The 25486-nt window shown below is 72.0% G+C and carries 18 protein-coding genes and 1 riboswitch; of the genes, 10 read left to right on the forward strand and 8 right to left on the reverse strand.

Annotated elements, in window-relative coordinates; genetic code table 11:
- Nucleotides 1–315: 315 nt before the first annotated feature.
- The gene (locus PYR91_RS07525) at nt 316–1323 is read right to left on the reverse strand and encodes a hypothetical protein (protein WP_279778492.1); all 1008 of its coding nucleotides are present in this window, start codon (nt 1321–1323) and stop codon (nt 316–318) included.
- Between the two features lie 545 nt (nt 1324–1868).
- Between PYR91_RS07525 and PYR91_RS07530 the strand changes: the two genes are divergently transcribed.
- Nucleotides 1869–3782, forward strand: coding sequence for an amino acid transporter (locus PYR91_RS07530; protein WP_279778493.1), 1914 nt, complete (start codon nt 1869–1871; stop codon nt 3780–3782).
- A gap of 72 nt (nt 3783–3854) precedes the next feature.
- On the opposite strand, the gene PYR91_RS07535 is transcribed toward PYR91_RS07530, so the two are convergent.
- Complete coding sequence (locus PYR91_RS07535) at nt 3855–4376, reverse strand: phospholipase (protein ID WP_279778494.1); 522 nt, start codon at nt 4374–4376, stop codon at nt 3855–3857.
- 890 nt (nt 4377–5266) lie between these two features.
- Here PYR91_RS07535 and PYR91_RS07540 point away from each other — a divergent pair.
- From PYR91_RS07540 to PYR91_RS07550, 3 genes are all read left to right on the forward strand, one after another.
- Nucleotides 5267–11017, forward strand: coding sequence for a ThuA domain-containing protein (locus PYR91_RS07540; protein WP_279778495.1), 5751 nt, complete (start codon nt 5267–5269; stop codon nt 11015–11017).
- Nucleotides 11018–11226: 209 nt separating this feature from the next.
- A riboswitch (cobalamin riboswitch) is annotated at nt 11227–11434 on the forward strand.
- Nucleotides 11435–11561: 127 nt separating this feature from the next.
- Entirely contained in the window at nt 11562–13955 is a 2394-nt protein-coding gene (locus tag PYR91_RS07545; RefSeq protein ID WP_279778496.1) for a ribonucleoside-diphosphate reductase subunit alpha, read from the forward strand.
- A complete protein-coding gene (locus PYR91_RS07550; RefSeq protein ID WP_279778497.1) occupies nt 13952–14977 on the forward strand; it encodes a ribonucleotide-diphosphate reductase subunit beta in 1026 nt (341 codons plus the stop codon). Before PYR91_RS07545 ends, PYR91_RS07550 begins: the two co-directional genes overlap by 4 nt.
- Nucleotides 14978–15072: 95 nt before the next feature.
- Here PYR91_RS07550 and modA read toward each other — a convergent pair whose 3' ends face one another.
- The 5 genes from modA to PYR91_RS07575 form a co-directional block, all read right to left on the reverse strand.
- Complete coding sequence (gene modA, locus PYR91_RS07555) at nt 15073–15861, reverse strand: molybdate ABC transporter substrate-binding protein (RefSeq protein WP_279779225.1); 789 nt, start codon at nt 15859–15861, stop codon at nt 15073–15075.
- Between the two features lie 102 nt (nt 15862–15963).
- Complete coding sequence (locus tag PYR91_RS07560; protein WP_279778499.1) at nt 15964–16110, reverse strand: hypothetical protein; 147 nt, start codon at nt 16108–16110, stop codon at nt 15964–15966.
- Nucleotides 16111–16126: 16 nt separating this feature from the next.
- Entirely contained in the window at nt 16127–16822 is a 696-nt protein-coding gene (locus PYR91_RS07565) for a cation transporter (protein WP_279778500.1), read from the reverse strand.
- Nucleotides 16822–17157 carry a metalloregulator ArsR/SmtB family transcription factor gene (locus tag PYR91_RS07570; RefSeq protein ID WP_279778501.1) on the reverse strand — a complete coding sequence of 112 codons (336 nt, stop codon included), beginning with the start codon at nt 17155–17157 and terminating at the stop codon, nt 16822–16824. Before PYR91_RS07570 ends, PYR91_RS07565 begins: the two co-directional genes overlap by 1 nt.
- 138 nt (nt 17158–17295) lie before the next feature.
- Nucleotides 17296–17874 carry a TetR/AcrR family transcriptional regulator gene (locus PYR91_RS07575; protein ID WP_279778502.1) on the reverse strand — a complete coding sequence of 193 codons (579 nt, stop codon included), beginning with the start codon at nt 17872–17874 and terminating at the stop codon, nt 17296–17298.
- A gap of 91 nt (nt 17875–17965) precedes the next feature.
- Between PYR91_RS07575 and PYR91_RS07580 the strand changes: the two genes are divergently transcribed.
- The 4 genes from PYR91_RS07580 (at nt 17966) to PYR91_RS07595 (ending at nt 21893) form a co-directional block, all read left to right on the forward strand.
- Nucleotides 17966–19375, forward strand: a complete 1410-nt coding sequence (locus PYR91_RS07580; RefSeq protein WP_279778503.1) for an MFS transporter — start codon at nt 17966–17968, stop codon at nt 19373–19375.
- A 105-nt stretch (nt 19376–19480) separates the two neighbouring features.
- Nucleotides 19481–20035 (forward strand): MFS transporter, encoded by a 555-nt coding sequence (locus tag PYR91_RS07585; RefSeq protein ID WP_279778504.1) that lies wholly within the window; start codon nt 19481–19483, stop codon nt 20033–20035.
- Nucleotides 20036–20143: 108 nt separating this feature from the next.
- Nucleotides 20144–20692, forward strand: coding sequence for a copper chaperone PCu(A)C (locus PYR91_RS07590; RefSeq protein ID WP_279778506.1), 549 nt, complete (start codon nt 20144–20146; stop codon nt 20690–20692).
- Nucleotides 20685–21893, forward strand: coding sequence for a Dyp-type peroxidase (locus PYR91_RS07595; protein ID WP_279778507.1), 1209 nt, complete (start codon nt 20685–20687; stop codon nt 21891–21893). The genes PYR91_RS07590 and PYR91_RS07595 overlap by 8 nt, the downstream gene beginning before the upstream one ends.
- An 84-nt stretch (nt 21894–21977) precedes the next feature.
- On the opposite strand, the gene PYR91_RS07600 is transcribed toward PYR91_RS07595, so the two are convergent.
- Complete coding sequence (locus PYR91_RS07600; RefSeq protein ID WP_279778509.1) at nt 21978–23078, reverse strand: winged helix DNA-binding domain-containing protein; 1101 nt, start codon at nt 23076–23078, stop codon at nt 21978–21980.
- Nucleotides 23079–23435: 357 nt separating this feature from the next.
- On the opposite strand from PYR91_RS07600, the gene PYR91_RS07605 reads away from it, so the two are divergent.
- Together PYR91_RS07605 and PYR91_RS07610 are read left to right on the forward strand one after the other, a co-directional pair.
- On the forward strand, nt 23436–24116 hold the full coding sequence (locus tag PYR91_RS07605) for an NAD(P)-binding domain-containing protein (RefSeq protein ID WP_279778511.1): 681 nt from the start codon (nt 23436–23438) through the stop codon (nt 24114–24116).
- 243 nt (nt 24117–24359) lie between these two features.
- Nucleotides 24360–25469 carry an aldo/keto reductase gene (locus PYR91_RS07610; protein WP_279778513.1) on the forward strand — a complete coding sequence of 370 codons (1110 nt, stop codon included), beginning with the start codon at nt 24360–24362 and terminating at the stop codon, nt 25467–25469.
- The last annotated feature ends 17 nt before the right edge of the window (nt 25470–25486 follow it).

Consider the following 25486-nt stretch of genomic DNA (forward strand, 5'->3'; position numbering starts at 1 on the left):
ATTGCGCAACACCCGATGCCCCACACCGCCCACCGCGCGACCCGCCCCGATCACCGCCACCGAACGCGGAGCGAACAGGCCGGACAGCGAGCCGCCGCGCAGCGGCACATCACATTCCTCATCCAGAAGTCTCGTCATGCGTCCAAGGCTGCTCCGTCGGGCACCGCCGCCCACAGGGTCCAAGTCCCCCTGCCATGAGGACTCTCGGCCCTGAACCGATCTCTGCGGGTCCGCGCCCGCGTCCCCGGCCACGGCGTGCGCGAGTACCGCGGACGAGGCGTCCACGGGCGGCACCGCGCCGGACCGCCGGCCGGCTCAGCTCTCTTCCAGCACCTCGGACACCGGGCGGCGGACGCCGGCGACCTCGTCCTGGTCCTCGTTTCCGACCAGGCCCAGCCTCATGATCATCTGGGGGGACGCGCCTGAGCACACGTACCGCCTGAGGAACCGGCGCAGCTCGGGGAACTCCAGCGCCTGCGTGTGGAAGGCCGCCCGGACGCCGTGGGCGGACGCGTGTAGCAGGACACGCTGCAGCCCCTGACCCGCGGCCAGCCAGTCCTCCCGGGAATCGCCCGTCGTGGTCAGCACGGCCACGAGCCCGGTCGAGGTGGACCCGCTCTGGTCCGCCTCCGCGCCGCGGGGATTGCCCCAGGCGTAACCGCGCTGTTCGAAGTGCTGCGGGAACGTGCGCCTCGGCTCGCCGGTGTCGCCCCGGCCGGGCACACCGTCCCGGCGCGCGCTGCCGGCCGGACTGCTCCAGCGGATCATCTCCAAGCTCATCCCACGGTCCTCGCCCTGCACGGCCTGGGCGGCGTTGGTCATCGCCGAGAGCACCCGCACGGCGCTCTCGCTCCTGACCGGTGTCAGGCACGCCCCCTCGGTACTCGCCTGGGCCACCAAGGCGTCGACCAGATCCTCGGGGAGGGGGGTGCCGGTGAATCCGGCGCGATGGGTCCGCCGCTTCCTGATCTGCCCGTAGAGGAGCCGGGAGTGCTCATCGGCCTCGCCCGCCGCGCGCAGGCGGACCGTCGCCAGCAGCAGCGGCCGGTCCGGATCCGGGAGCACCCGGACCTCGGGCTCGTAGCCGAGTTCGCGCAGCGCGATCCGTACGTCGAAGAGAGCGGCCCCACCGCTGATCAGCATCTGCCGGCCGCCCTCGTCGGCCAGGCGCAGTCTCCTGTCGGGGTTGGCGCGCAGGCTGATCTCGTCGCCGGACACGGCGAAGGCCCAGGGCTGGGTGTTGTGCACGGAGGGAGCCCAGACCGCGGCCTCGACGGCCGTACGCGCCGCGCGAGCGATCTCGTCAGACGTCCGGGTGCTCATGGTCTTCCCTTCCGCTGGGCATCCTCGGCACCATCGTGCTCCGGACCGCCCCGGCCGGGCAGCGCTGAAGGTCCTGAGTTCCGTAGGCTTTCGGCGGTTTCCGAGGGTTCGCTTCGCCGGGCTTTCGGCACACCGTGCCCGGTGCGCTCAGCCCGTTGTACAGGGGCCAGTTACTCGTGCACGGGATGGGCTTCTCCCGGGACCTGAGGACGCTGGCCGTGGTCTCCATCGCGTCCAACTCGGTCACCCTCATCGACACGGCCACCAACAGGACCAAGGGAGTGGTGTACACACCCCGGCCGGCTCCGAAGCGCCGGTGCTCGTGCAGACGAGGCCTTTGGGCTCGCCGGTCGCCGCGGCCCGGCGCCCGGCCCGCCGGGCCTCGCCGTCCTGACCGCCGCCATGGCGGCCCCGGGCGCGTGACACGGCGCGCGGATTATTGACGTTTTCTTGACGCCCCGGCCTCGCTGAAGTCCGCTTCGACCTGAGTAGTGTGCTCCTGGCCTTTACGGAAACTTGGGGTTGGGGGGTGGCCGGTGGCCGGAGTGGATCAGAGCGCCGCCGGGGAGCGGGTGCTGCGGACGTGGCTGCTGAAGGGCCTGCACCGTCCGGGCGCCGGCACCGGCCCGCATCACGAGGAGCCGCCCGCGCACCAGCATTCCTGGTGGCAGGTGATGTGCCTGACCGGCGTCGACTACTTCTCGACCCTGGGCTACCAGCCCGGCATCGCCGCCCTGGCCGCCGGAACGCTCAGCCCGGTGGCCACGGTGCTGCTGGTGGCGCTCACCCTGTTCGGCGCCCTGCCGACCTACCGGGCGGTCGCCAAGGAGAGCCCGCACGGCCTGGGGTCGCTGTCGATGCTGGAGCGCCTGCTGCCCGGCTGGCGCGGCAAGCTGCTGGTGCTGTTCCTGCTCGGGTTCGTGGCGACGGCGTTCATCGTCACCATCACCCTGTCGGCCGCCGACGCCACCGCCCACCTGCTGCACAACCCGTTCGTCCCCGACATGTTCGAGAACTGGCAGGTGCCGGTCACGCTGGCGCTGATCGCGGCGCTGGGCGGGGTGTTCCTGGCCGGGTTCGCCGAGGCCATCTCGGTCGCCGTCGTCCTGGTGGCCGTCTACCTGTGCCTGAACGTCGTCGTGATCGGCGTGGCCCTGCAACGGGTGCTCGCCGAGCCGGCGCTCGTCACCGACTGGCGGGAGGCGCTGACCACGCAGCACTCCAGCCCCATAGCGATGATCGCCCTGTCGCTGTTCGTGATGCCCAAGCTCGCCCTGGGGTTGTCGGGCTTTGAGACCGGTGTGGCGGTGATGCCGCTGGTCAAGGGCGACCTCGCGCAGCGGATCAAGGGCGCGCGCGCACTGCTGACCACCGCGGCGATCATCATGAGCGTCTTTCTGATCACTTCCAGCTTCGCCACGACCGTGCTCATCCCGGCCGAGGAGTTCGCCGAGGGCGGCGCGGCCAACGGCCGCGCGCTGGCCTACCTCGCCCACGTCCACCTCGGCGACTGGTTCGGCACCGCCTACGACCTGTCCACCATCGGCATCCTGTGGTTCGCCGGAGCCTCCGCGCTGGCCGGCCTGCTCAACATCGTGCCGCGTTACCTCCCCCGTTACGGCATGGCTCCCGACTGGTCGCGCGCGGCCCGCCCGATGGTCCTGGTGTTCACCGCCGTCTCATTCGCCATCACCCTGTTCTTCGGCGCGGAGGTCGAGACCCAGGGGGGCGCCTACGCCACCGGCGTGCTGGCGCTGATCCTCTCCGCGGCCGTGGCGGTCACCCTGTCGGCCTGGGTCAACGGCCGCACGCGCGCGGCGGCCGCTTTCGGCGTCGTCACGCTGATCTTCGCCTACGCCACCGTAGCCAACATCATCGAACGCCCCGACGGCCTGGTGATCGCGCTGCTGTTCGTGCTGGCCATCGTGACCATCTCCCTCATCTCGCGCGCCACCCGCTCCACCGAGCTGCGGGTCACCCGCATCACCCTGGACGACCAGGCCCGCCGCTACGTCAACGAGGTCGGCGAACTGCGGCTGATCGCCAACGAGCCGCACGCGCGCGACTGCAGGGAGTACGTCGAGAAGGCGCGCGAGGCCTGGGAGCTGCACCGCCTGCGCACCAAGGAGGGCCTGCTCTTCCTGGAGGTGACCGTCCCGGACGCCTCGGAGTTCGCCGGGGAGCTCCGGGTCGTCGGGGAGGAGCGCCACGGCTTCCGCATCCTGCGCATGGAGAGCCCGACCGTCGCCAACTCCATCGCGGCACTCCTGCTGCATCTGCGCGACCAGACGGGCAAGACGCCGCACGTCTACTTCCACTGGGCCGCCGAGGGCAACCCCATCGGCGCGCTGCTGCGCTACCTCGTCTTCGGCGGCGGCGACATCCCGCCCCTGACCCGCGAGGTGCTGCGCCAGGCCGAGCCGGCCACCGAACGACGTCCCATCGTCCACGTCGGCTGACGAACGGGGTGCCGGGCAGCGGCGGTGCGGCTGCCCGGCACCCCGATCACCGGGAAGTCGGGGTGGGGACGGTCACGACTCGGCGTTCTGGGCGGCGCTCTCGGCCTGCTGACGGATGCGTTCGATCTGCGCGCCGGTGACGTTGAGGGTGCCGAATTCCTTGACCGCCTGATAGTAGGTCCAGGCGAGGCTGTTACAGGTGCCCCTGGGGATGGCGGAGTATCCCGCGCAGACCTGCTGCATGTCGAAGTAGAAAGCGCTGTCGACGCGCGGCTTGTTTGCCGGGAACCGGCTCACCGCCTTGTAGTTGCGGTAACCGAAGTCATGGCGCCGGCAGGGCATTCTGAAGTCGAAGCCGAGCGGCTGGTCGGGGCTGCTCGAGCACAGGTCGGTGGACCAGTCGAAGCCGTAGTCGGCCCAGGCCCCCTGGTTCTGCCAGGCGGAGCGCCAGGTGGAGGCGCTGGAGGCCGTCGGCTGGGTGAAATCCGAGAGTGCGGCGAGCTTTTGCTCCAGCGTCACCGCGTATGCGGGTAGCGTTAATCCGACTAATGTGGCGAGGGAGAGGGCGACGATCGCGAGGACGCGCTTGGCCATGGGGGCTCCGCCTTTGTCCGGGGGGGTGGCTCGCACGGCAGTGGTCTGCCAATGCACAACGATGAGGCGGAATATTCCGGAGCACCGGATCAGATTTCCATCAAGATCGGGGCTCGGGTTCGCCGACAATCGCTCTTTACAGGACGACGGGTTTCTGTCGGAGGGTGCCTGTCAATGCGGCGTCACCCGCCGTGGCCGCCGCCCGGGGCGCGGCAGGCCGGCGCACGACCATGATCGAAGCCGTGACGAGTGGCGCCGGGGCCGGGGCGGCGGCCGAGGGGCCGCAGACGCCCGGCGCCGCCGACCGTCCGGCCGGCCGCCGTCACGCGGGGTGCCGTCCTGGGCGGACGTCCCCGGCGTGGCCCTCCTAGCCGGTAGGAACGGTCTTTCCGGGCATTGGGGTCTATGCAGGCGCGTGTCGGGCGTGTAAAACCGGGTTAATTGATCTCCAACATATACAAACTCGGAGTGTGATCGTCTGAACAACTTCGGCGCGCCTTCTGTGAGCTGACCAGTGGTCGGTTCGCGGTGAGGGAGCGGTCCGCCCCGGAACACGGGGCAGGCCCTGCGCCTAGGCCGGCCGGCGCGTCAGCGCCCGGGACCGGCATTGGCATGAATGTTTCACCCAGAACGGCAAGACGGAGAGCGGCACCTCTCCGGCTTCCCCCACCCTCGCACCCCCTTCGCAACGAGCGCGGCGGCGCGCGCCTTGCCTGATCGACTCATGAGGTCAGGACGACCATGCCTGTTCCCATCGATGGCCGGCTGCGCCATGCCCGAACCCGGGTAGACGCGGCCACCTCTCACTTCGAGGCAGTTCCGATGCGCATTTCCCGTCCGGTCCCCCCTTCGCCCTTCCCCTTCCCCTCCCCCGGCACCCGGGGTGCGGCATGAGAAGAGCCCTCCTGTCCCTGCTGCTGGTCGTCAGCGGCCTCTTCATCCCGGCGACCGTCACCGCCGCGTCCGCGGCGTCCGCCGCGTCCGCGACCAGCGGCTCGGCGAAGGCGTCCACCGGCGCCACCGCCGCCGTGCCGTTCTCGGCGCTCGTCTTCTCCAAGACGGCCGGTTTCCGGCACGACTCCATCCCCGCGGGCATCGCCGCCATCCAGAAGCTCGGCCAGGACAACGGCTTCACCGTGGACGCGACCGAGGACTCCGGGGCGTTCACCGAGGCGAACCTGGAGAAGTACCAGGTGGTGGTGTTCCTCTCCACCACCGGTGACGTGCTGAACGCCGCCCAGCAGACCGCCTTCGAGAACTACATCAAGGGCGGCGGCGGCTACGCGGGCGTCCACGCGGCGGCCGACACCGAGTACGACTGGTCGTTCTACGGCGAGCTGGTCGGCGCTTACTTCAAGTCGCACCCCGCGACGCAGGACGCCGTCGTCAAGGTCGAGGACCCGGCGCACCCGTCCACAGCGGGGCTGCCGGCGCGCTGGGCGCGCAACGACGAGTGGTACGACTTCCGCACCAACCCGCGCGCGAACGTGCACGTGCTGACGTCCATGGACGAGACCAGCTACACCGGCGGCACGATGGGCGCCGACCACCCCAGCAGCTGGTGCCACAACTACGAGGGCGGCCGGTCCTGGTACACGGCCCTCGGCCACACCCAGGCCTCCTACGCCGAGCCGGAGTTCCTGAAGATGCTGCTCGGCGGCGTGCAGACCGCGGCGGGCGTGGTGCCGGCCGACTGCACGGCGAGCCTGGACTCGGCGTTCGAGAAGGTCACGCTCGACGACAACACCTCCAACCCGATGATGCTGGACGTCGCCGACGACGGCACGGTCGTCTACGTCGACCGCGCCGGCACGATCAAGGCGATCCGGCCCGGCGGCGGCGTCGTCACCTCGGGACGGCTGAACGTCTTCACCGCCAACGAGAGCGGCCTGCTCGGCGTGGTGCTCGACCCGGGCTTCGCCACCAACCGCTGGGCGTACCTGTTCTACTCGCCGCAGGACAAGGTGGTCGACCGGCTGTCGCGCTTCACCATCGGCGACGACCTGACGCTCGACACCACCAGCGAGAAGGTGCTGCTGGAGGTGCCGGTGCAGCGGGCCGAGTGCTGCCACCACGGCGGCGGCATGGTGTTCGACAAGGCCACCGGTGATCTGTGGCTGGCCCTCGGCGACAACACCAACCCGTTCGCCTCCGACGGCTTCACGCCGATCGACGAGCGGACCGGCCGCGAGAGCTGGGACGCCCAGCGCACCTCGGCCAACTCCAACGACCTGCGCGGCAAGGTGCTGCGCATCCACCCCGAGACGGACGGCACGTACACGGTCCCGGCGGGCAACCTGTACCCGGCTGGCACGGCCGGCACCCGTCCCGAGATCTACGGCATGGGCTTCCGCAACCCGTTCCGCATCGGCATCGACCCCAAGACGCACAAGCTGCTGGTCGCCGACTACGGGCCGGACGCCGGCACGCCCAACCCCAACCGCGGCCCGGAGAACACCGTCGAGTGGAACATCCTGAACGCCCCCGGGTTCTACGGATGGCCGTACTGCGTCGGCAACAACAAGCCGTACATCGACTACGACTTCGCGACTAGCGCCTCCAAGCAGGCGTTCAACTGCGCGGCGCCGAAGAACGACTCGCCGAACAACACCGGCACCGCCGACCTGCCGGCGGCCAAGGCGGCGACGGTCTACTACCACTACAGCCCCGACCCCGCCTTCCCCGAGCTGGGCGGCGGCGGCGCGCCGATGGCCGGTCCCGCCTACCGGTTCGACCCCGAGCTGGAATCGGACCGCAAGTGGCCCGCCTACTGGGACGGCAAGGCCGTCTTCGGTGAGTGGAACCAGGACAACCTGTACTCGTTCCAGCTCAGCGCCGACGGCTCACAGCTCGTCGACATCAACACGATGCTGGCGTCCATGAGCTTCAAGAAGCCGATGGACATGAAGTTCGGCGCCGACGGCGCGCTCTACCTCATCGAGTGGGGCTCCGGCTTCGGCGGCGACAACACCGACTCCGGCGTCTACCGGATCGACTACGTGCAGGGCAACCGCGCGCCGATCGCCAAGGCGAAGGCCGACAAGACGTCCGGGCCCGCGCCGCTGACCGTCCAGTTCTCCAGCGAGGGCTCGGTGGACCCCGACGGCACCGACCTGACCTACGCCTGGGACTTCGACGGGGACCAGCAGACCGACTCCACCGAGGCGAACCCCTCGCACACCTACACCGAGAACGGCAACTTCACCGCCGTGCTCACCGTGACCGACGAGGGCGAGAAGACCGCCACCGCCAGCGTGCCGATCGTGGTCGGCAACACGGCACCGACGGTGAAGATCAACGTCCCGCCGGACGGCGGGCTGTTCGAGTTCGGCGACCAGGTGAAGTTCGACGTCACCGTCACCGACGTCGAGGACGGCACGATCGACTGCGACAAGGTGCTGATCCGCGCCTTCCTCGGGCACGACGAGCACTCCCACCCGCTGGACGAGTACAACGGGTGCACGGGAACCGTGCAGACGACGCTGTCGTCCGGGCACAGTGAGGGCGAGAACGTCTTCTACGTGCTGGAGGCCACCTACACCGACGAGGGCGGAGCCGGAGGGTCCAAGCCGCTGACCGGCAGGACGCTGCACCTGCTGCAGCCCAAGCACAAGCAGGCCGAGTTCTACTCCGCCACCGGGCGCGCCCCGGGCGGCACGGGCACCGGCGACCCCGGCGTCCAGGTGGAGACCACCACCGACCCGCAGGGCGGCTTCAACAACATCGGCTTCATCGAGGACGGCGACTACTGGACGCACAACCCGGTGAACCTGACGGGCGTCGCGGCCCTGCGCTTCCGCGTGGCCTCCGCCTCCACCGGCGGCACCATCGAGGTGCGCGCGGGCGCGGCGGACGGGACGCTGCTCGGCAGCGTCGAGGTGCCCAACACCGGCGGCTGGCAGTCGTGGGATGACTTCACCGTCACCCTGGACGGCGAGGCGCCGCCCAGCGGGCCGCTGTTCTTCGTCGTCCGCAAGCCGGCGGGCAGCGACAACAACGGCTCCCTGATCAACGTCAACTGGACCGACTTCATCGGCAAGGGCGTCACCGAGAACCAGCGTCCCGAGGTGACCATCTCGGCGACCCCGGACCGCGGTGTGGCTCCGTTGCAGGTCAGCCTGCACGCGGAGGCGACCGACCCCGAGGGCGACACCCCGCTGACGTACAAGTGGAACTTCGGCGTGCAGGGCGCGCCCCAGCCGACCACGCCCGACGCCGCGTACACCTTCGAGGCGCCCGGCTCCTACGACGTGACGGTCACCGTGACCGACGCCAAGGGCGCCGTGCGCACCGAGCATGTCCGGATCAACGTGGACAGCCCGAGCACCTCGTGCCTGTCGGGCAGATCCGACGGCTTCGACGGCGTCACGCTCGACCGCTCGCGGTGGAGCGTGCTGCGGGAGAACCAGGACCTGCGGATGACGGACGGCCGCCTGCTCCTGCCGACGGCGCTCGCCGACATCTACGGCACCGACAACAACACCCCGATCCCCAACCTGGTGCTCCAGCCGACGCCCGAGGGGGCCTGGCAGGCGACCACCAAGCTCACGATGGACGCACGGGACGCCTACCAGCAGGCCGGGCTCATCCTGTACGGCGACGACGACAACTACGCCAAGATGGTCCTGCAGGCCCGTGGCACCGCCGACCCGGCGGCCCGAGTCTTCCAGTTCATCAGGGAGGAAGCCGGCCAGCCCAACGAGGTGGCGCAGTCCAACTCCGCCAACCTCGGCGCGCAGTACCCGACCACCGTCTACATCCGCCTGGCCAGTGACGGCACGAACCTGACCGCCTCGTACTCGCCCGACGGGACGAACTGGACGGCGATGCCGCAGCGCGACAAGACCGTCGCGGGCATCGTCAACCCGCGCATCGGCCTGGCCTCGTTCGCCGCCACCGGGAACCGGCCGGTCATCGACGCGACGTTCGACTGGTTCCAGATCTCGCCCGACGACTCGGCCGGCCCGGTGACCCCGGACGACGAGTTCGACGGCGCGTCGCTGGACAGCTGCCGCTGGACGACCGTCGTCCGCCCGGACGCCGCCGCGACCCGGGTGACCGGCGGCAACCTGGAGATCGACACCAGCAAGGGTGACATCTACGGCACCGGCAACTCCGACCCGAAGAACTTCATCCTGCAGACCCCGCCGGCGGGGGACTGGACCGTCGAGACCAAGATCGACGCTTCGGCGTTCAACGAGGCCTACCAGCAGGGCGGCCTGATCGCCTACGGCGGCGACGGCGACTACGTGAAGCTGGACTACGTCACCGACGGGTCCAGCACCCGGCGGGTCGAGTTCCGCAGCGAGATCGGCGACGCGGTGCAGGACCCGCAGCCGCAGCTCGGCGGCGAGATCAGCCAGGGCGTGTGGTGGCTGCGGCTGACCAAGACCGGCACGACCTACCGCGGCTACGCCTCCTCCGACGGCGACGCCTGGACCGAGATCGGCACCGGGCTGGTGAACGCCGCGGTGGCGGACGCCAAGGTCGGCCTGTTCGCCTTCGGTGTGGACCAGGCCGCGTCCAAGACGGCGAAGTTCGACTTCTTCCACGCCTCGTGGGGGGAGGAGGCCGACACCACGCCGCCGACGGTGAAGGCCGAGACCAGCCCGGCGTCGCCCGACGGCGGCGACGGCTGGTTCGTCTCCAGCGTGGCCGTCACCGTCACCGCGTCCGACGAGGGCTCGGGGCTGGCCTCCACCGAGGTCAGCGTGGACGGCGGCGCGTGGGCGCCGTACACCGACCCGGTGAGCGTGTCCGCCGACGGCGTGCACACGGTCGCGTACCGGGCCGTCGACCAGGCGGGCAACACGACCGACGGCTCCGTCGAGGTGAAGAAGGACGCCACCGCGCCGCTGACCACGGCGCAGTTCGCCCCGTCCAACGACGACGGCTGGCACGGCGCCACCGTGCCGGTGACGCTGACGTCGGCCGACGGCGCCTCGGGCCTGGCGAGCATCGAGTACTCGCTCGACGGCGGCGACTGGAAGCGGTACACCGAGCCGGTGAACATCACCGGCGACGGTGAGCACACCCTGGCCTACCGGGCCAAGGACAAGGCCGGCAACGTCGAGACCGAGAAGGCGGCGACCGTCAAGATCGACGGCAACAAGCCGACCGTCCTGGTGGCCGGCATCTCCGACACCCAGATCTACGGCGACAGCCAGGACCTGCGCATCTCGTGGCAGGCCGTGGACAGCACCTCGGGGGTGAAGACGCTGACGGGCACGCTCGACAACGGCGCCTACTCCTCGGGCCGGTTGCAGGCGCTGTACGAGCTGGCGCTCGGGACGCACGCGCTGTCGGTGACCGCCACCGACCACGCGGGCAACGTCACCACCGAGCGGGTCACGTTCGGGATCACCACCTCGACCAGGGACATCGGCAACCTGATCGACCGGTTCACCGCCACCGGGCGGCTCCGCCAGGCGAGCGCCAACAAGCTGCACGCGCAGCTCACCAAGGCGCGCAAGGCGGAGGCGAACGGCAACGACACCAAGACCGTGAAGGAGTTGCAGAAGTTCCGGACCCTGGCCGCCGACCCGGCCGTGGTCTCGACCGCGGAGATCCGCGACGTGCTGGTGCGCGACACCGACGCGCTGATCGGCAGGATCGAGGGCCCCGCCAAGAAGAACAAGTGAGGCCGGTCACCGGGCTCGTCCGGTGACCTGAGGAATCGCCCCGTGCGGGGACGCGACGCCCGTCGCGTCCCCGCCACGCGTTTGCGGGGGGTCTCGCCCCGTCGTCCGTGGGCGGCGCGCCGATCCGGCGGCTCCCGCCGGCCCCCGGACGACTGTGACACTTGTCGCACCACGACATGTTGGGTGTGACTTTCCACCGCCCGCTATATATGGTGCCTCGTGCGACCGGTTCGGCCGCTCCGACAGGGGCGGCCGAGGCAAGAGGGAACCCGGTGGGAATCCGGGGCTGCCCCGCAGCGGTGAGTGGGAACGACCGCCGTCAGGCGCACTGGGCCGAAAGGCCTGGGAAGCGACGGCCAGTAGGCATGAGGAATGCGCCCGCGAGTCCGAAGACCTGCCGGTCGCGCCGTGCACGCGCGTGCGCGCACGGCTGCTCCGAGGCCGCGCGGGACGGTCGACGGCACCGGTGCGAGGGCTGTGCGGTCTCCTTGCCGGCGCCTCCTGCGCGTTTTCGGTTCACGGCCGAGTTCGCGAGGAGAGAACAGTGACCGTCACCGGGGATGCATCGCCCGATCTCGCCGAGATCGGGCGGACGGGCGAGGGGGTGGCCGCGCCGCGCCGCGTCCAGATGCGGGTGCGCAAGCGCGACGGCGCGTTCGAGCCCGTCGACGTCGACAAGATCGTCCGTGCGATCGAGCGGTGGGCCGGCGGTCTGACCGACGTCGACCCGCTGCGGGTCGCCACCAAGACCGTCAGCGGCCTGTACGACGGGGCGAGCACCGCGGAGCTGGACCGGCTGTCGATCCAGACCGCCGCCGAGATGATCGGCGAGGAGCCCCAGTACTCGCGCCTGGCCGCGCGGCTGCTGTCCGGCTACATCGGCAAGGAGGTCCGCGAGCAGGGGGTGGCCTCCTTCAGCCAGTCGATCCGCCTGGGGCACGCCCAGGGCCTCATCGGCGACGCCACCGCCGAGTTCGTCCGTGCCGACGCCCGCGAGCTGGACGACGCGATCGACCCGGACGCGGACCTGAGGTTCGAGTACTTCGGCCTGCGCACGGTCTACGACCGCTACCTGCTGCGTCACCCGTCCACCCGGCTGGTGGTGGAGGCGCCGCAGTACTGGTTGCTCCGCGTGGCGTGCGGGCTGGCCCGCACGCCCGCCGAGGCGATCGGGTTCTACCGGCTCATGTCGTCGCTGGCCTACCTGCCGAGCTCGCCGACGCTGTTCAACTCCGGCACGCGCCACACCCAGATGTCCTCGTGTTACCTGGTCGACTCGCCCCGCGACGAGCTGGCCTCCATCTACGAGCGCTACGCGCAGGTCGCCCAGCTCTCGAAGTTCGCCGGCGGGATCGGCATCTCCTGGTCGCGGGTCCGTTCACGCGGCGCGCTGATCCGCGGCACCAACGGGCACTCCAACGGCATCGTCCCGTGGCTGCGCACCCTGGACGCCTCCGTGGCGGCGGTCAACCAGGGCGGCCGCCGCAAGGGCGCGGCGTGCGTCTACCTGGAGCCGTGGCATCCGGACGTCGAGGAGTTCCTGGAGCTGCGCGACAACACCGGCGAGGACGCCCGCCGTACCCACAACCTCAACCTGGCCAACTGGATCCCCGACGAGTTCATGCGCCGGGTCGAGGCCGACGGCGTGTGGTCGCTGTTCGACCCCGACGAGCTGCCCGAGCTGCCCGACCTGTGGGGGGAGGCCTTCGACGAGGTGTACCGCGCCGCCGAACGGGCGGGCCGGTACGTCCGCCAGGTCAGGGCGCGCGACCTGTACGCCAGGATGATGCGCACCCTCGCGCAGACCGGCAACGGCTGGATGACGTTCAAGGACGCCGCCAACCGCCTGTGCAACCAGGCCGCCGAGCCCGGCGAGGTGGTGCATCTGTCCAACCTGTGCACCGAGATCATCGAGGTGTCCAGCGACGGCGAGACCGCCGTCTGCAACCTCGGCTCCGTCAACCTCTCCGCGCACGTGGCCGGCGGGGACGTCGACTGGGAGAGGCTGCGCGGCACCGTGCGCACCGCGGTCACCTTCCTCGACCGGGTGATCGACGTCAACTACTACCCGAGCGAGCAGGCGGCGGCGAGCAACCCGCGCTGGCGCCCGGTGGGGCTGGGCGTGATGGGCCTGCAGGACGTGTTCTTCGCGCTGGGCCTGCCGTTCGACTCGCCCGAGGCGAAGGAGCTGTCCACGCGCATCGCGGAGGAGGTCTACCTGTCGGCGCTGGAGACCTCCGCGAGCCTCGCGGAGGACCACGGCGCCCATCCCGCCTACGAGCGCACGTGGGCGGCACGCGGGAAGCTCCAGCACGACCTGTGGGGGCAGGACGGCACCCAGACCGAGCGCTGGGCCGTGGTGCGCGAGCGGATCGCCGCGCACGGGCTGCGCAACTCGCTGCTGGTCGCCATCGCGCCGACGGCCACCATCGCCTCGATCGCCGGCTGCTACGAGTGCATCGAGCCCCAGGTGTCCAACCTGTTCAAGCGCGAGACGCTCAGCGGGGAGTTCCTGCAGGTCAACAGCGCGCTGGTGGCCGAGCTCAAGAGGCGCGGACTGTGGACCGAGCCCGTCAGGGCCGCCGTCAAGCAGGCGGAGGGCTCGGTGCAGGGCATCGCCGAGCTGCCGCAGGACGTGCGGCGGCTGTTCCGCACGGCCTGGGAGCTGCCCCAGCGGGCGCTGATCGACATGGCCGCCGCGCGCTCGCCGTACGTCGACCAGAGCCAGTCGCTCAACCTGTTCATGAGCGCCCCGACCATCGAGAAGCTCTCCTCGATGTACCTCCACGCGTGGAAGTCGGGCCTGAAGACCACCTACTACCTGCGCTCGCGTCCGGCCACGCGCATCCAGCAGGCCACCGTCCCCGTCGTGACCAGGGCGCAAGAGGCTCTCGCCTGCTCGCTGGAGAACCCCGAGTCCTGCGAGGCCTGCCAGTGAGCGGCACCGACCGCGAGGAGAACCCGATGCTGCTCGACCCGGGCATGAGCCTGACGCTGCGGCCGATGCGCTACCCGCTCTTCTTCGACCGCTACCGTGACGCGATCAAGAACACCTGGACCGTCGAGGAGGTGGACCTGCACTCCGACCTCAAGGACCTGTCGAGACTGTCGGGAGCCGAGCGCCATCTGGTCGGCCGGCTGGTCGCCTTCTTCGCCACCGGCGACACGATCGTGGCCAACAACCTGGTGCTCAACCTCTACCAGCACGTCAACGCCCCCGAGGCGCGGCTGTACCTGTCGCGGCAGCTCTTCGAAGAGGCCGTGCACGTGCAGTTCTACCTGAACCTGCTCGACACCTACGTCCCCGACGAGCAGGAGCGGTTCGCGGCGTTCGCCGCGGTGGAGAACATCCCCTCCATCCGGCGCAAGGCGGAGTTCTGCTTCCGCTGGATCGACTCGCTGGGCGAGCTGCGCCGGCTGGAGACGCGCCGGGACCGGCGGGCCTTCCTGCTCAACCTGATCTGCTTCGCCGCCTGCATCGAAGGGCTCTTCTTCTACGGCGCCTTCGCCTACGTCTACTTCCTGCGCTCCCGGGGCCTGCTCAACGGGCTGGCCTCCGGCACGAACTGGGTCTTCCGCGACGAGTCCATGCACATGGCCTTCGCCTTCGACGTGGTCGGCGTCGTGCGTCAGGAGGAGCCGGACCTGTTCGACGAGGAGCTGACCGCGCAGGTCAGGCTGATGCTCGCCGAGGCGGTGGACTGCGAGGCGCAGTTCGCCGAGGATCTGCTGGAGAACGGCGTGCCGGGCATGTCGGCCGCGGACATGCGGACCTACCTGGAACACGTGGCCGACCGCAGGCTTGCCCAGCTCGGCATCGAGCCGCTCTACGGCGCGAAGAACCCGTTCGCCTTCATGGACCTGCAGGACGTGCAGGAACTGTCGAACTTCTTCGAGCGCCGCGTCTCGGCCTACCAGATGGGCGTGAGCGGCTCGGTCACCTTCGACGCCGACTTCTGACGCGGCCCGCCCCGGCCCCCGTGGCCGCCCGGCCCCGCGCCCGCCCCGGGCCGGGGCCCCCGGCGGCCGGGGCGCCGGCGGGGGCCGCCCGCGGCTCAGGGGGCCTGGAAGCCGGCCCCGGTGAGCGCGTCCCTGCCCCGCTGGGACAGCACCAGGTCGACGAACCCCCTGGCCGCGCCGGGGGCGGGCGCCTGGGACAGCGGGGCGATCGGGTAGTCGTTGACGGCCTTCGCGGCCTCGGGGAAGTCGATGCCCGAGACCTCGCCGCCGGAGGCGAGGACGTCGGTCCGGTAGACGAGGGCGGCGTCCACCTCGCCGAGCTCGACCTTGGTGAGGGTGGCCTTGACGTCCTGTTCCAGGGTGACGGGGGTGACCCGGACCCCGGCCGCGCGCAGGGCCTCGGCGGCGGCGGCGCCGCAGGGGACCTGCTCGGCGCACAGCGCGACCTTGACCTTCGGGTCGGCCAGATCGGCCAGGTCGTCGACCCGGGCGGGGTTGCCGGCCGGGACGGCGATCTGCAGCGTGTTGCGGGCGAACGTGACCGGGCCGGCCGCCAGAGAGGCGTCGGTGACGATCTTCATCGTGGCGGGGCTGGCCGCGGCGAAGACGTCGGCGGGGGCGCCCTGGACGATCTGCTGGGCCAGGGTGGAGCTGGAGCCGAAGTTGAAGCGCACCGTCGTGCCCGGGTGCGCGGCCTCGAAGGCCGTGCCCAGCTCGGTGAACACGCCGGTCAGCGACGCGGCGGCGAACACCGTCAGCGTCGTGGCCTCGCCCGGGGACGCCGGCGAGGCCGGGGAGGCGGCGGGCTCGGCCGGCCCGCAGCCCGCCAGGCCGGCCAGGGCGAGCGGGAGCACGAGGGCCCACCGGGAGAGGTGAAACGTCATCACGAGGCACACCATACCCTCGTATATGCCGCCCCGAAGAGCGTAATGCCATGGCAATCGCGGCTCGCTGCCTGACCAGGCCGTCGTATCTGAGAGACGGCGTCACGCGCGCACGCGCCGGGCGACGTCGCGCAGCGCGACGGCCAGCCGGTCGACGTCGTCCGCGGACGTGAACAGGACGCGGGTCACCCGGACGCGGTCCCCTCTGGTGACGCCTCCGCGCCGGACGGTGAAGACGCGGTGGTCCATCAGGTGGGTGATGCGTTCACCGCTGTTCTCCCCGGCCGGTCCGGCAGCGGTCGCCGGCCGCCGGGTTGGCGGCGCCGTGCGGGGTCGCGGGGGCGCAGCAGGCGTCGCCGCGCCAGGCTTCGCGGCCCTCCTTGACGGCCACGGCGGCGATGACGAGAGCGGCGATCGGGTCGGCCCACGACCAGCCGAACAGGCTGTTGAGCGCGAGCCCCGCCAGCAGGACCGCCGACAGGTAGGTGCACAGCAACGTCTGCTTGGAGTCGGCGACCGCCGAGGCCGAGCCGAGCTCGCGACCGGCGCGGCGCTGCGCGTGGGACAGGAACGGCATCACCGCCAGGGAGAGGGCGGCCAGGACGAGGCCGGGGGTGGAGTGCTGGGCCTGGCCGGCCCCCAGGAGGGCGCGGGCGGCGTCGAAGGAGACGTAGGCGGCCAGGGCGAAGAAGGAGATCGCGATGACCCGCAGGGCGGTCCTCTCGCGCCGTTCGTGGTCGATGGCGGAGAACTGCCAGGCGACGGCGGCCGCCGAGGCGACCTCGACGACGGAGTCCAGGCCGAAGCCGATGAGCGCCGCGGAGGAGGCCATGGCGCCGGCGGTGAGGGCGACGCCCGCTTCGACGACGTTGTAGGTGATGGTCGCGGCGACCAGCAGCCGGATCCGGCGGGCCAGCGTCGCCCGCCGGGCCGGGGAGACGGGCGGGCTGAGCGCGACCATCAGCAGCAGCCCTTGGTTTCGGCGTCCACGCAGGTGCGGTCGGCGGCCACCGCGACCACGGCGGTGCGCAGGTCGTCGAGGGCGTGCCCGAGCCGGGCGTCGGCCAGCTCGTACCGCGTGCGCCGCCCGACCGGCACCGCGACCACCAGCCCGCAGTCGCGCAGGCACGCCAGATGGTTGGACAGCCGCGTGCGCGAGACGCCCAGCAGGTCGGCCAGGTCGGCCGGGTGCGCGGGGGCCTGCCGCAAGGCGAGCAGGATGCGGCAGCGGACGGGGTCGGCCAGCGCACGCCCGAACCGGGCCAGCACGTCGATCTCGGGGGCGATCGTCAACATGCCACCACGGTACACACTAGCCTGAATTCAGGAAAGCCTGAACTCAGAGGGCGGGCGGCGTCCGGGGTGTCCGGCCCGCTGGCGGCGTGGACGCCGCCACGGCCGCCCGGAGCCGTCGGGAGAACGGCCGTCGGGCACCTAGCCGGTCAGCACCGACTGGACGGACTTCGTCACCATGTCGGCGGCGTCGTGCGACGGCAGGCGTCCCGCGCGCACCTCACCCGCCGCGCCGTGCAGGATGTAGTGCACGACGCTGACCAGCCAGCTGGTGGGCAGGTCGGTGCGGAAGACGCCCTGGTCCTGCCCTCGGCGGACGAGCTCGGTCATGCGCCGGACGGGGTCGGCGTGCAGTTCCCTCACCCGTCCCGCGGGCAGGACCCCCTCGGCGGCCGTCAGCAACGCCGCGGACTCGGCCACGAGCTGCCAGCTCGACGCCAGCAGGCGGGTCATGACCTCCCGGGCGTCTCCCGTCTGGTCGATGGACGACAGGACCCGCTCACCGGCGCGCAACGCGTCGACGAACGCGGCCTCCACCAGCTCGGCCCGGGTGCGGAAGTGCCCGTACAGCGTCATCCGCCCGACACCGGCGGCCCGCGCGATGTCGTCCGTGGTGGCGTTCGGGTCCGAGCTCAGCAGCTCGCGCGCCGCGGACACGATGCGGGCGATGTTGCGCTCGGCGTCGGCGCGGCGCCGTGAGCCGGCGGAGGAGACAGCCATGCCGCCACCCTAACCCGTATGAGCATGTACGGGTTATAGTGGCGGGCACATCTCGTACATGAGAGTACGAGTTAGCGGCTCGGAGGACTCCATGACCCGACCCTCGGCACGGCAGACGGCACCCCCGGCGCCCCATCCGGCACGGTGGCGCATCCTCGGCTTTCTCGGGGTGGCGCAGCTCATGCTGATCCTCGACGTCACCGTCGTCGCCATCGCGCTGCCGCACATCGGCACCGACCTCGGGCTCGGCCGTGAGGCGCTGACCTGGACGGTCAGCGCCTACACCCTCACCTTCGGCGGGCTGATGCTGCTCGGCGGCCGGATCACCGACCTGCTGGGCGCCAAGCGGGTGGTGCTCGCCGGGCTCGTCCTGTTCACCGCCGCGTCACTGGTCACCGGGCTCGCCGGATCCGCGGGCACGCTGGTGGGCGGCCGCGTCGCGCAGGGGGTGGCGGCGGCACTCCTGTCGCCCGCGGCCCTGTCGCTGGTGGTCACGCTGTTCGACGGAGAGGAGCGGAACAAGGCCCTGGGTGTCTGGTCCGCGCTCGGCGGCGGCGGGGCCGCCCTCGGCGTCCTGCTCGGCGGGCTGCTCACCGCCGGCCCCGGGTGGCCGTGGGTCTTCTACGTCAACGTGCCCATCGGCCTGGTGATCGCCGTGCTGCTCGCCGCCCTCCTGCCGGCCGGGTCGCCCGCGCCCGCCGGCCGGCCCCGGCTCGACGTTCTCGGCGCGATCCTGGTGACGGCCTCCTCCGCGTCGCTGATCTACGCGTTCATCGCCGCCGGTGACAGAGGATGGCTCACCGCGCTCACCGGGGCGCTCGTCCTGGCGGCGGCCGTGGGTTACGCGCTGTTCGTCCTGTGGCAGAGGCGGGCGCGGTCGCCGCTGATGGACGTCCGGCTGCTGGCCCGCCGGCCCGTGGCCACCGGCGCCTTCCTCATCCTGATGGCGACGGCGCTGATGATCGCGGTGTTCTTCCTGGGCACCTTCTACTTCCAGCACGCTCAGGGATACGGCGCGCTGCACACGGGGGTGCTGTTCCTGCCGGTGGCGCTGGCGACGATGCTCGGCGCCAACCTGACCGGACGCGTGCTCGGCCGATGGGGCGGACGCCGGCTGGCCGTCGCGGGTCTGACGGTCTCGGCGATCGGCATGGCCATCCCGGCGGTGTCGATCAGCCCGCTCAGCGTGGTGGCCGGCGTGGCGGTCGCGGCGGCCGGCGCCGGCGCGATGTTCGTCATCGCCTCGGCGACCGCACTCGGCCAGGTCGCCCCGCACGAGGCCGGCGTCGCCTCCGGCATCGTGAGCACCTTCCACGAGTTCGGCGCCTCCATCGGAGCCGCCGTCGTGTCGAGCGTCGCGGCCGCGAGCCTGGCCGGAACCACGTTGACCGGCTTCACCAGCGGCTTCACCGTGGCGGCGCTCGCCGCCCTCGCCGCCGCCGTCGCCGCCGCCCTGGTGACCCCCCGACGATCGGAGCGGCGCGCGCAAGCCCTCTCCTAGTCCCGCCGTCGCGCAGGTGGACGAGATACCGGTACCCCTGTGGCGGTGAAGTGCGCGTTGGCCGGTCATGGCGCCGCATGGGATGATTGCGGCGCCATGCCAGCCATGATCCCCCTTCGCGCCCTCAGGGCGGCCGTGTTCGCGGTGGTCTCCGTCATGCTGGGCGTGTGCGCGCACACGCTCGCGGGCGGGTCGGTCTCGGGGCTCGCGGTGCTGGCGGCGTGGGGGACGTCCTTCCTACCCGCGTGGCTTCTCGCCGGGCGCGAACGCTCCGCGGCGGTGATCGCGCCGTCGCTGGCGCTCGCGCAGGCGGCACTGCACCTGCTGTTCTCGCTCGCGCACGCCGTCGAGCCGGTCGTGGCGCACGACCCGGGGCACGTCCACTCCGGGCTGGTGCCCGGTCTCGGCATGCTCCTCACCCACGCGTGGGCCGTCGGGATGACGGCCCTTTGGCTGTCGCGGGGCGAAGCGGCGCTCTGGTCGCTGCTGCGACGGCTGGCCGTCCGGCTGTTCATCGCGTTCGCCGTCCACCTCGACCCCGCCCGGGCCGCGATCGTCGTCCCCCCGGCCGAGCGTCGTGTCATCCCGCGCCTGCCGCTGCTCGTCCACGAGATGCGCCGGCGCGGCCCTCCCGGTGGTGTCCGCACCGTCTCCGCCTGATCCAGCGCGGCGGCGCGGTGCGCGCGATTCCCTCCCCCACCCCGTGACCGCGGGGTGCCGCCGGCGTGCGCGCCGGCCCGAATCCGTGCCACACCAGAAGGGCTTCTCATGTTCTCCCGTGTCATCGTCGTGCTCGTAGGCCTGGCGGCGCTCACCGCGTGCGCGTCCGGGGAAACCACCTCCTCCCCGGCGGCGGCGCCCACCGTGGCCGCCTCCGCGCCGGCCTCGCCGTCCGCACCCGCGCCGGCGCTCGTCATCACCGATCCCTGGGTGAAGACCGCGGAAAAGGGGATGTCGGCCGCCTTCGGCACCCTGGTCAACAACACCGACGCCGACCTCACGATCGTCTCCGGGGCCACCCCGGTGTCGGCCGTGGTCGAGCTGCACGAGGTCGTGCAGGCCGACGGCAAGATGGTCATGCAGCCCAAGAAGGGCGGCTTCGTCATCCCGGCCCGCGGCTCACACGTGCTGGAGCCCGGTGGCGACCACATCATGCTCATGAAGGTCACCGAAGCGGTGAAGGCGGGCGCCGAGGTCCCGTTCACGCTGACGCTCAAGGACGGCGCCACCTTCGAGTTCACCGCCCTCGGCAAGGACTTCGCCGGCGGCAACGAGGACTACCAGCCGGAGATGGACATGGGCGGCGAGAATGGCTGACCGGCCGGCCGAGGTGCCGCGGCCGGAGCCCGCTCCCGGGCTCCGGCTGTCGCGCAGAGGACTGTTCACCGGAGGCGCCGCCGTCGCGGTGGGTGTGGTCGCGACCGGGACCGCGGCGGCGGACGCCGTCCGCCGGGGTGACGCGCCCGTCACGGACGGCACCGCCGTCGAGCCGTTCCACGGCCCCCGGCAGGCCGGCGTCGCCACCCCACCGCAGGCGCACGCCGTGTTCGCCGGGTTCGACCTGCGCGACGGGGTCGACCGTGAGGGGGTGTCCCGGCTGATGCGGCTGCTCACCGACGACGCCCGCCGGCTCACCCAGGGCCGGCCCGCACTGGCCGACACCGAACCCCAGCTCGCGGCCCTGCCCGCCCGGCTGACCGTCACGTTCGGCTTCGGCTCCGGCCTTTACGCCGCGGCCGGAGCCGGCGGACGGCCCGCGGCGTTGCCGGCGTTCACGGTCGACAGGCTGGAACGCCGGTGGAGCGGCGGCGACCTGCTGGTGCAGATCTGCGCGGACGACCCGCTGACCGTCGCCCACACGCTGCGCATGATCGTCAAGGACACACGGTCGTTCGCGACCGTCCGCTGGAGCCAGCGCGGCTTCCGGCAGGCCGCGCACTCCCGCAAGCCCGGCCTGACCCAGCGCAACGTGCTGGGCCAGCTCGACGGGACCGCCAACCCCGCGCCCGGGACGCCGGAGTTCGACCGGGCCGTGTGGGCGCCCGACGGCGGCACCACGCTCGTGCTGCGAAGGATCCGCGTCAACATGGAGACGTGGGACGCCGCCGACGCCGTGGCCAAGGAGTTCACCATCGGCCGGCGGCTCGGCGACGGCGCCCCGCTCACCGGGCGGACGGAACGCGACGAGCCCGACTTCGCCCGGCTCGGCGCCGCGGGGTTCCCGGTGATCTCCGAGTTCGCCCACATCAGGCGCGCCCGCGTCGACGACCCGGCCGTGCGCATCCTTCGTCGTGTCTACAACTACGACGAAGGGGTCACCCGCGACGGCGTCGCGGACACCGGGCTGCTGTTCGCCTCCTACCAGGCCGACGTCGCCCGCCAGTTCGTGCCCATCCAACGGCGCCTGGCCGAGGCCGACCTGCTGAACGAGTGGACGACGCCGGTCGGCTCGGCCGTGTTCACCATCCCGCCGGGGTGCGGCCCGGACGGCTGGATCGGGGAGGGCGTGCTGGCCTGACCCACAGGCCCACAGGCCCACAGGCCCACACGCCTGAACGACCCGGCCGGCGGCATCGGCGGCCGCGTCGAGGCGGTGCGTCGCTCAGCCTGGCGACGCGGCGATCTCGACGCGGTCGCTCTCGCGGCCGGACAGGAAGGAGGCCAGCGCGCTCCCCTGCTCGGCCACGGCGGTGCGGTCGGCCCGGGAGAAGGGGCGCAGCGGCCTGACGGTCACGGCGCCGGTCTCGACGGTCCAGGTGGCGGCGACGCGGCCGTCCACCAGGACGACGCGGGCGCCGGCGACCGACAGGCCGCGGTGGGCGTCGTCGATGACGCGGGTGCGGTCGTGGTAGCCGAGGATCGTGTTGTCGAACGCCGGGAGGAACCGCACCGGGGCGGGGGTGGCGGGGTCGGGGCGCGGGGCGCCGGGGAGGTCGAGCAGTTCGCGGCCTCGTTCGTCGCGGAAGGCGACCAGCTCCTCGCGTATGGCCGCCACCGCGGCCGGCAGTCCGGCCAGGCCGCACCAGGCGCGCAGGTCGGCCGTGGCGGCGGGGCCGAACGCGGCCAGGTAGCGCCGCACCAGCGCCTGGCCGACCGGGTCGGATCCGTCCGGGGACGGCGGGTCGATCTCGCGTCCCAGCCAGGAGGAGAGCGGGGCGTTGCGCACTCCCCCTCTCGTGCGCCACAGCCCGCGCGGCGGCAGCTGCGCCGTCGGGACGAGGGCGGCGATCAGCATCTCGCCCAGCGCCCGAGGCCCGGGCGCCGGCCAGCGATCGGCCAGTGCCCGGGCCAGCTCGGGCATCGAGCGGGGCCGGCCGTCGGCCAGCACCGCCCGGCCCGCCGCCGCGAGCTCGTCGAGGTCCACCCCGGCCAGTTCACGGCGGTAGGTGCCGAGCACCCGCTGGCGCAGCATGGGGTCGTGGCGGGCACGCCAGGCCACGACGTCGTCGGCGGTGAGCAGGTGGACGGTGCGGCGCATCAGGTGGGTGCGCACCACGCCTCGCCCGGTCAGCAGGGCGTCCAGCGCCGCCGGGTCGAACGCGCGCAGCCGCGACCAGAGGCCGACGAACGGTTCCTGCGGTTCCTGCGCCTGCAGGCCGCACAGGTGCGCGACGGCGTCCTGGACCGGCAGGTCGGAGCGGTCGAGCAGCAGCTGCCGGGCGAGCGTCGCGCGGTTCAGCGCCCGGGTGTCGAGAACGGTCATCGGCTCCCGCCGCGTCGCGCTCGCCGGCCGATCACCGGCGCGCGTCTGTGGTCGTTGACTGGCACCCGACCACGGTCGCAGCAGAAGAGGCCAGGAAGTGGCCGCTTCTGGGAGCGATGCGGGTCTCCCGCCGAAGACTTCGGCGCGACCGTCGTCTCTCGCACCGGAGAGAGTGAGGCCGCGACGACCCACAGCCGAAGCGGGAAACCGCGACCATCTCACGCACCGGAGCGGGAGGCCCGCGACGCCGGCGCCGCGACCGGTTCGGACGCGACGCCGCGTCCCGGGCCGAGGAGCGCGGCGAACGCCGGCCGTGCGGTGAGGAATCACCGGGCGCGGGCGCGGGTTACCCCGACCATGACCACAATCGCTTTCATCGGCAGCGGCAACATCGGCGGCACCCTGGCCCGGCTGTCCGTCGCGGCCGGCCACGACGTCGTGCTGAGCAACTCGCGCGGCCCGGAGACGTTGAAGGACCTGGTCGCCGAGCTCGGGCCGAAGGCCCGCGCGGCGACGGCGGCCGAGGCCGCCGCGGCGGGAGACCTGGTGGTCGTCAGCGTCCCGCTGCGCGCCTACCGCGACGTCCCGGTGGAGCCGCTCGCCGGCAAGCCGGTGCTGGACACCAACAACTACTACCCCGACCGCGACGGTACCTTCCCCGAGCTGGAGGACGCGTCGGCCACGTCCAGCGGGCTGCTGCAGCGGCACCTGCCGGCGTCCAAGGTCGTCAAGGTCTTCAACAACATCTACTCCGTCCACCTGCTGAGCCTGCCCCGCCCCGCCGGCGCCCCCGACCGCAGCGCCCTTCCGATCGCCGGCGACGACGCCTCCGCCAAGGCCACCGCCACCGCGTACCTCGACGCGATCGGCTACGACGCCGTGGACGCGGGCACACTGGCCGACAGCTGGCGCTTCCAGCCCGGCACCCCCGCGTACGGCGGCCTCTACGGCGGCGACGCCGAGCACTTCTGGGAGTCCCCGGGCGTCCCCGCCGGCGCCACCGCCCTCCGCGCGGCCCTGGAGGAGGCCAAGCGGTGAGAGCACCGGGCCGGCGAACGGGCCGATGAGCGCGCGGGCCTCTCGGCCGCTGTGGCGGCGATTTTTTGGACTTGACAGTCCATTTTTGGCTGCGCAAGCTGTGGAGCGCACGGCCGGGGAGGCGGGGGATCCCTCGCCCGCCGGCGACGAAACACTGGTTCGCGAGTGCGGCGGGGATGCGACCCCGCCGAGGACGACGAAGGTCTCACCGCCCGCGAGCCGCATCTGAACGGAGTACCGGTCATGGCTCTGGACCACTACTACCTGCTCGGACGCTCCGGGCTGCGCGTCAGCCGGCTGGCGCTGGGCACGATGAACTTCGGCACCGGCGGTTTCCACGCCGCGTACGGCAAGACCGAGGAGGAGGCCCGCCCCGTCTTCCGCCGCTACATCGAGGCGGGCGGGAACCTCGTCGACACCGCGGACTTCTACACCGCCGGCGAGAGCGAGACCATCCTCGGCAACCTCGTCGCCGAGGCCAAGGCGCGCGAGCGGGTGGTGCTCACCACCAAGTTCACCAACAGCGTCGACCCCGGGGACCCGAACGCGGGCGGCAACGGCCGCAAGCACATGATCCGGGCGGTCGAGGCGTCGCTGCGCCGGCTGCGCACCGACTACATCGACCTGTTCCTGCTGCACACGTGGGACCGGATCACCCCCGTCGAGGAGGTCGTGCGCACCTTCGACGACCTCACCAGAGCCGGGAAGATCCGCTACGCGGGGCTGTCGGACGTGCCGGCCTGGTACGCGGCGCGGGCGCAGACCTACGCCGAGGCCCACTCCCTCGTCCCGATGGTGACCCTGCAGCTGCCCTACTCCCTGCTCGACCGGTCGATCGAGCTGGAGCACGTCGCGATGGCGGGCACCCTGGGGCTCGGCCTCACCGCGTGGAGCCCGCTCGGCGGCGGCTTCCTCACCGGCAAGTACCGCGACACCGGCCAGGGCGTGGCCGGGGAGGGCAGGCTCACCGGCGCGGGCTCGCCCGGACAATCCTGGACCGACCGGGAATGGCGCCTGCTGGCGGTGCTCGAGAGCGTCGCCGGCGAGCTCGGCGTGTCCATGGCCCAGGTCGCGGTCAACTGGGTCGCCACCCAGCCCGGGGTCGCCTCGGCGATCGTCGGGGCGAGCAGCGTGGCCCAGCTCGACACCAGCCTGGCCGCGCTCGACTTCGAGCTGCCGGTCGACCTGCGCGCGCGGCTCGACGAGGCGAGTTCGGTGCCGCCTCCGTCGGTCTACCGGATGTTCACCCCCGCCTACCAGAGCTGGCTGGTCAGCCCCGGCGTCAAGGTCGGCGACAAGCCCGCCGAGTACGCCCCGCCCGTACGGAACTGGGCACCCGCCGGCACCGGCTGACGAACCGCCCGTCCACC

This window comes from Sphaerisporangium sp. TRM90804, assembly GCF_029846175.1.
Lineage (GTDB): Bacteria > Actinomycetota > Actinomycetes > Streptosporangiales > Streptosporangiaceae > Sphaerisporangium.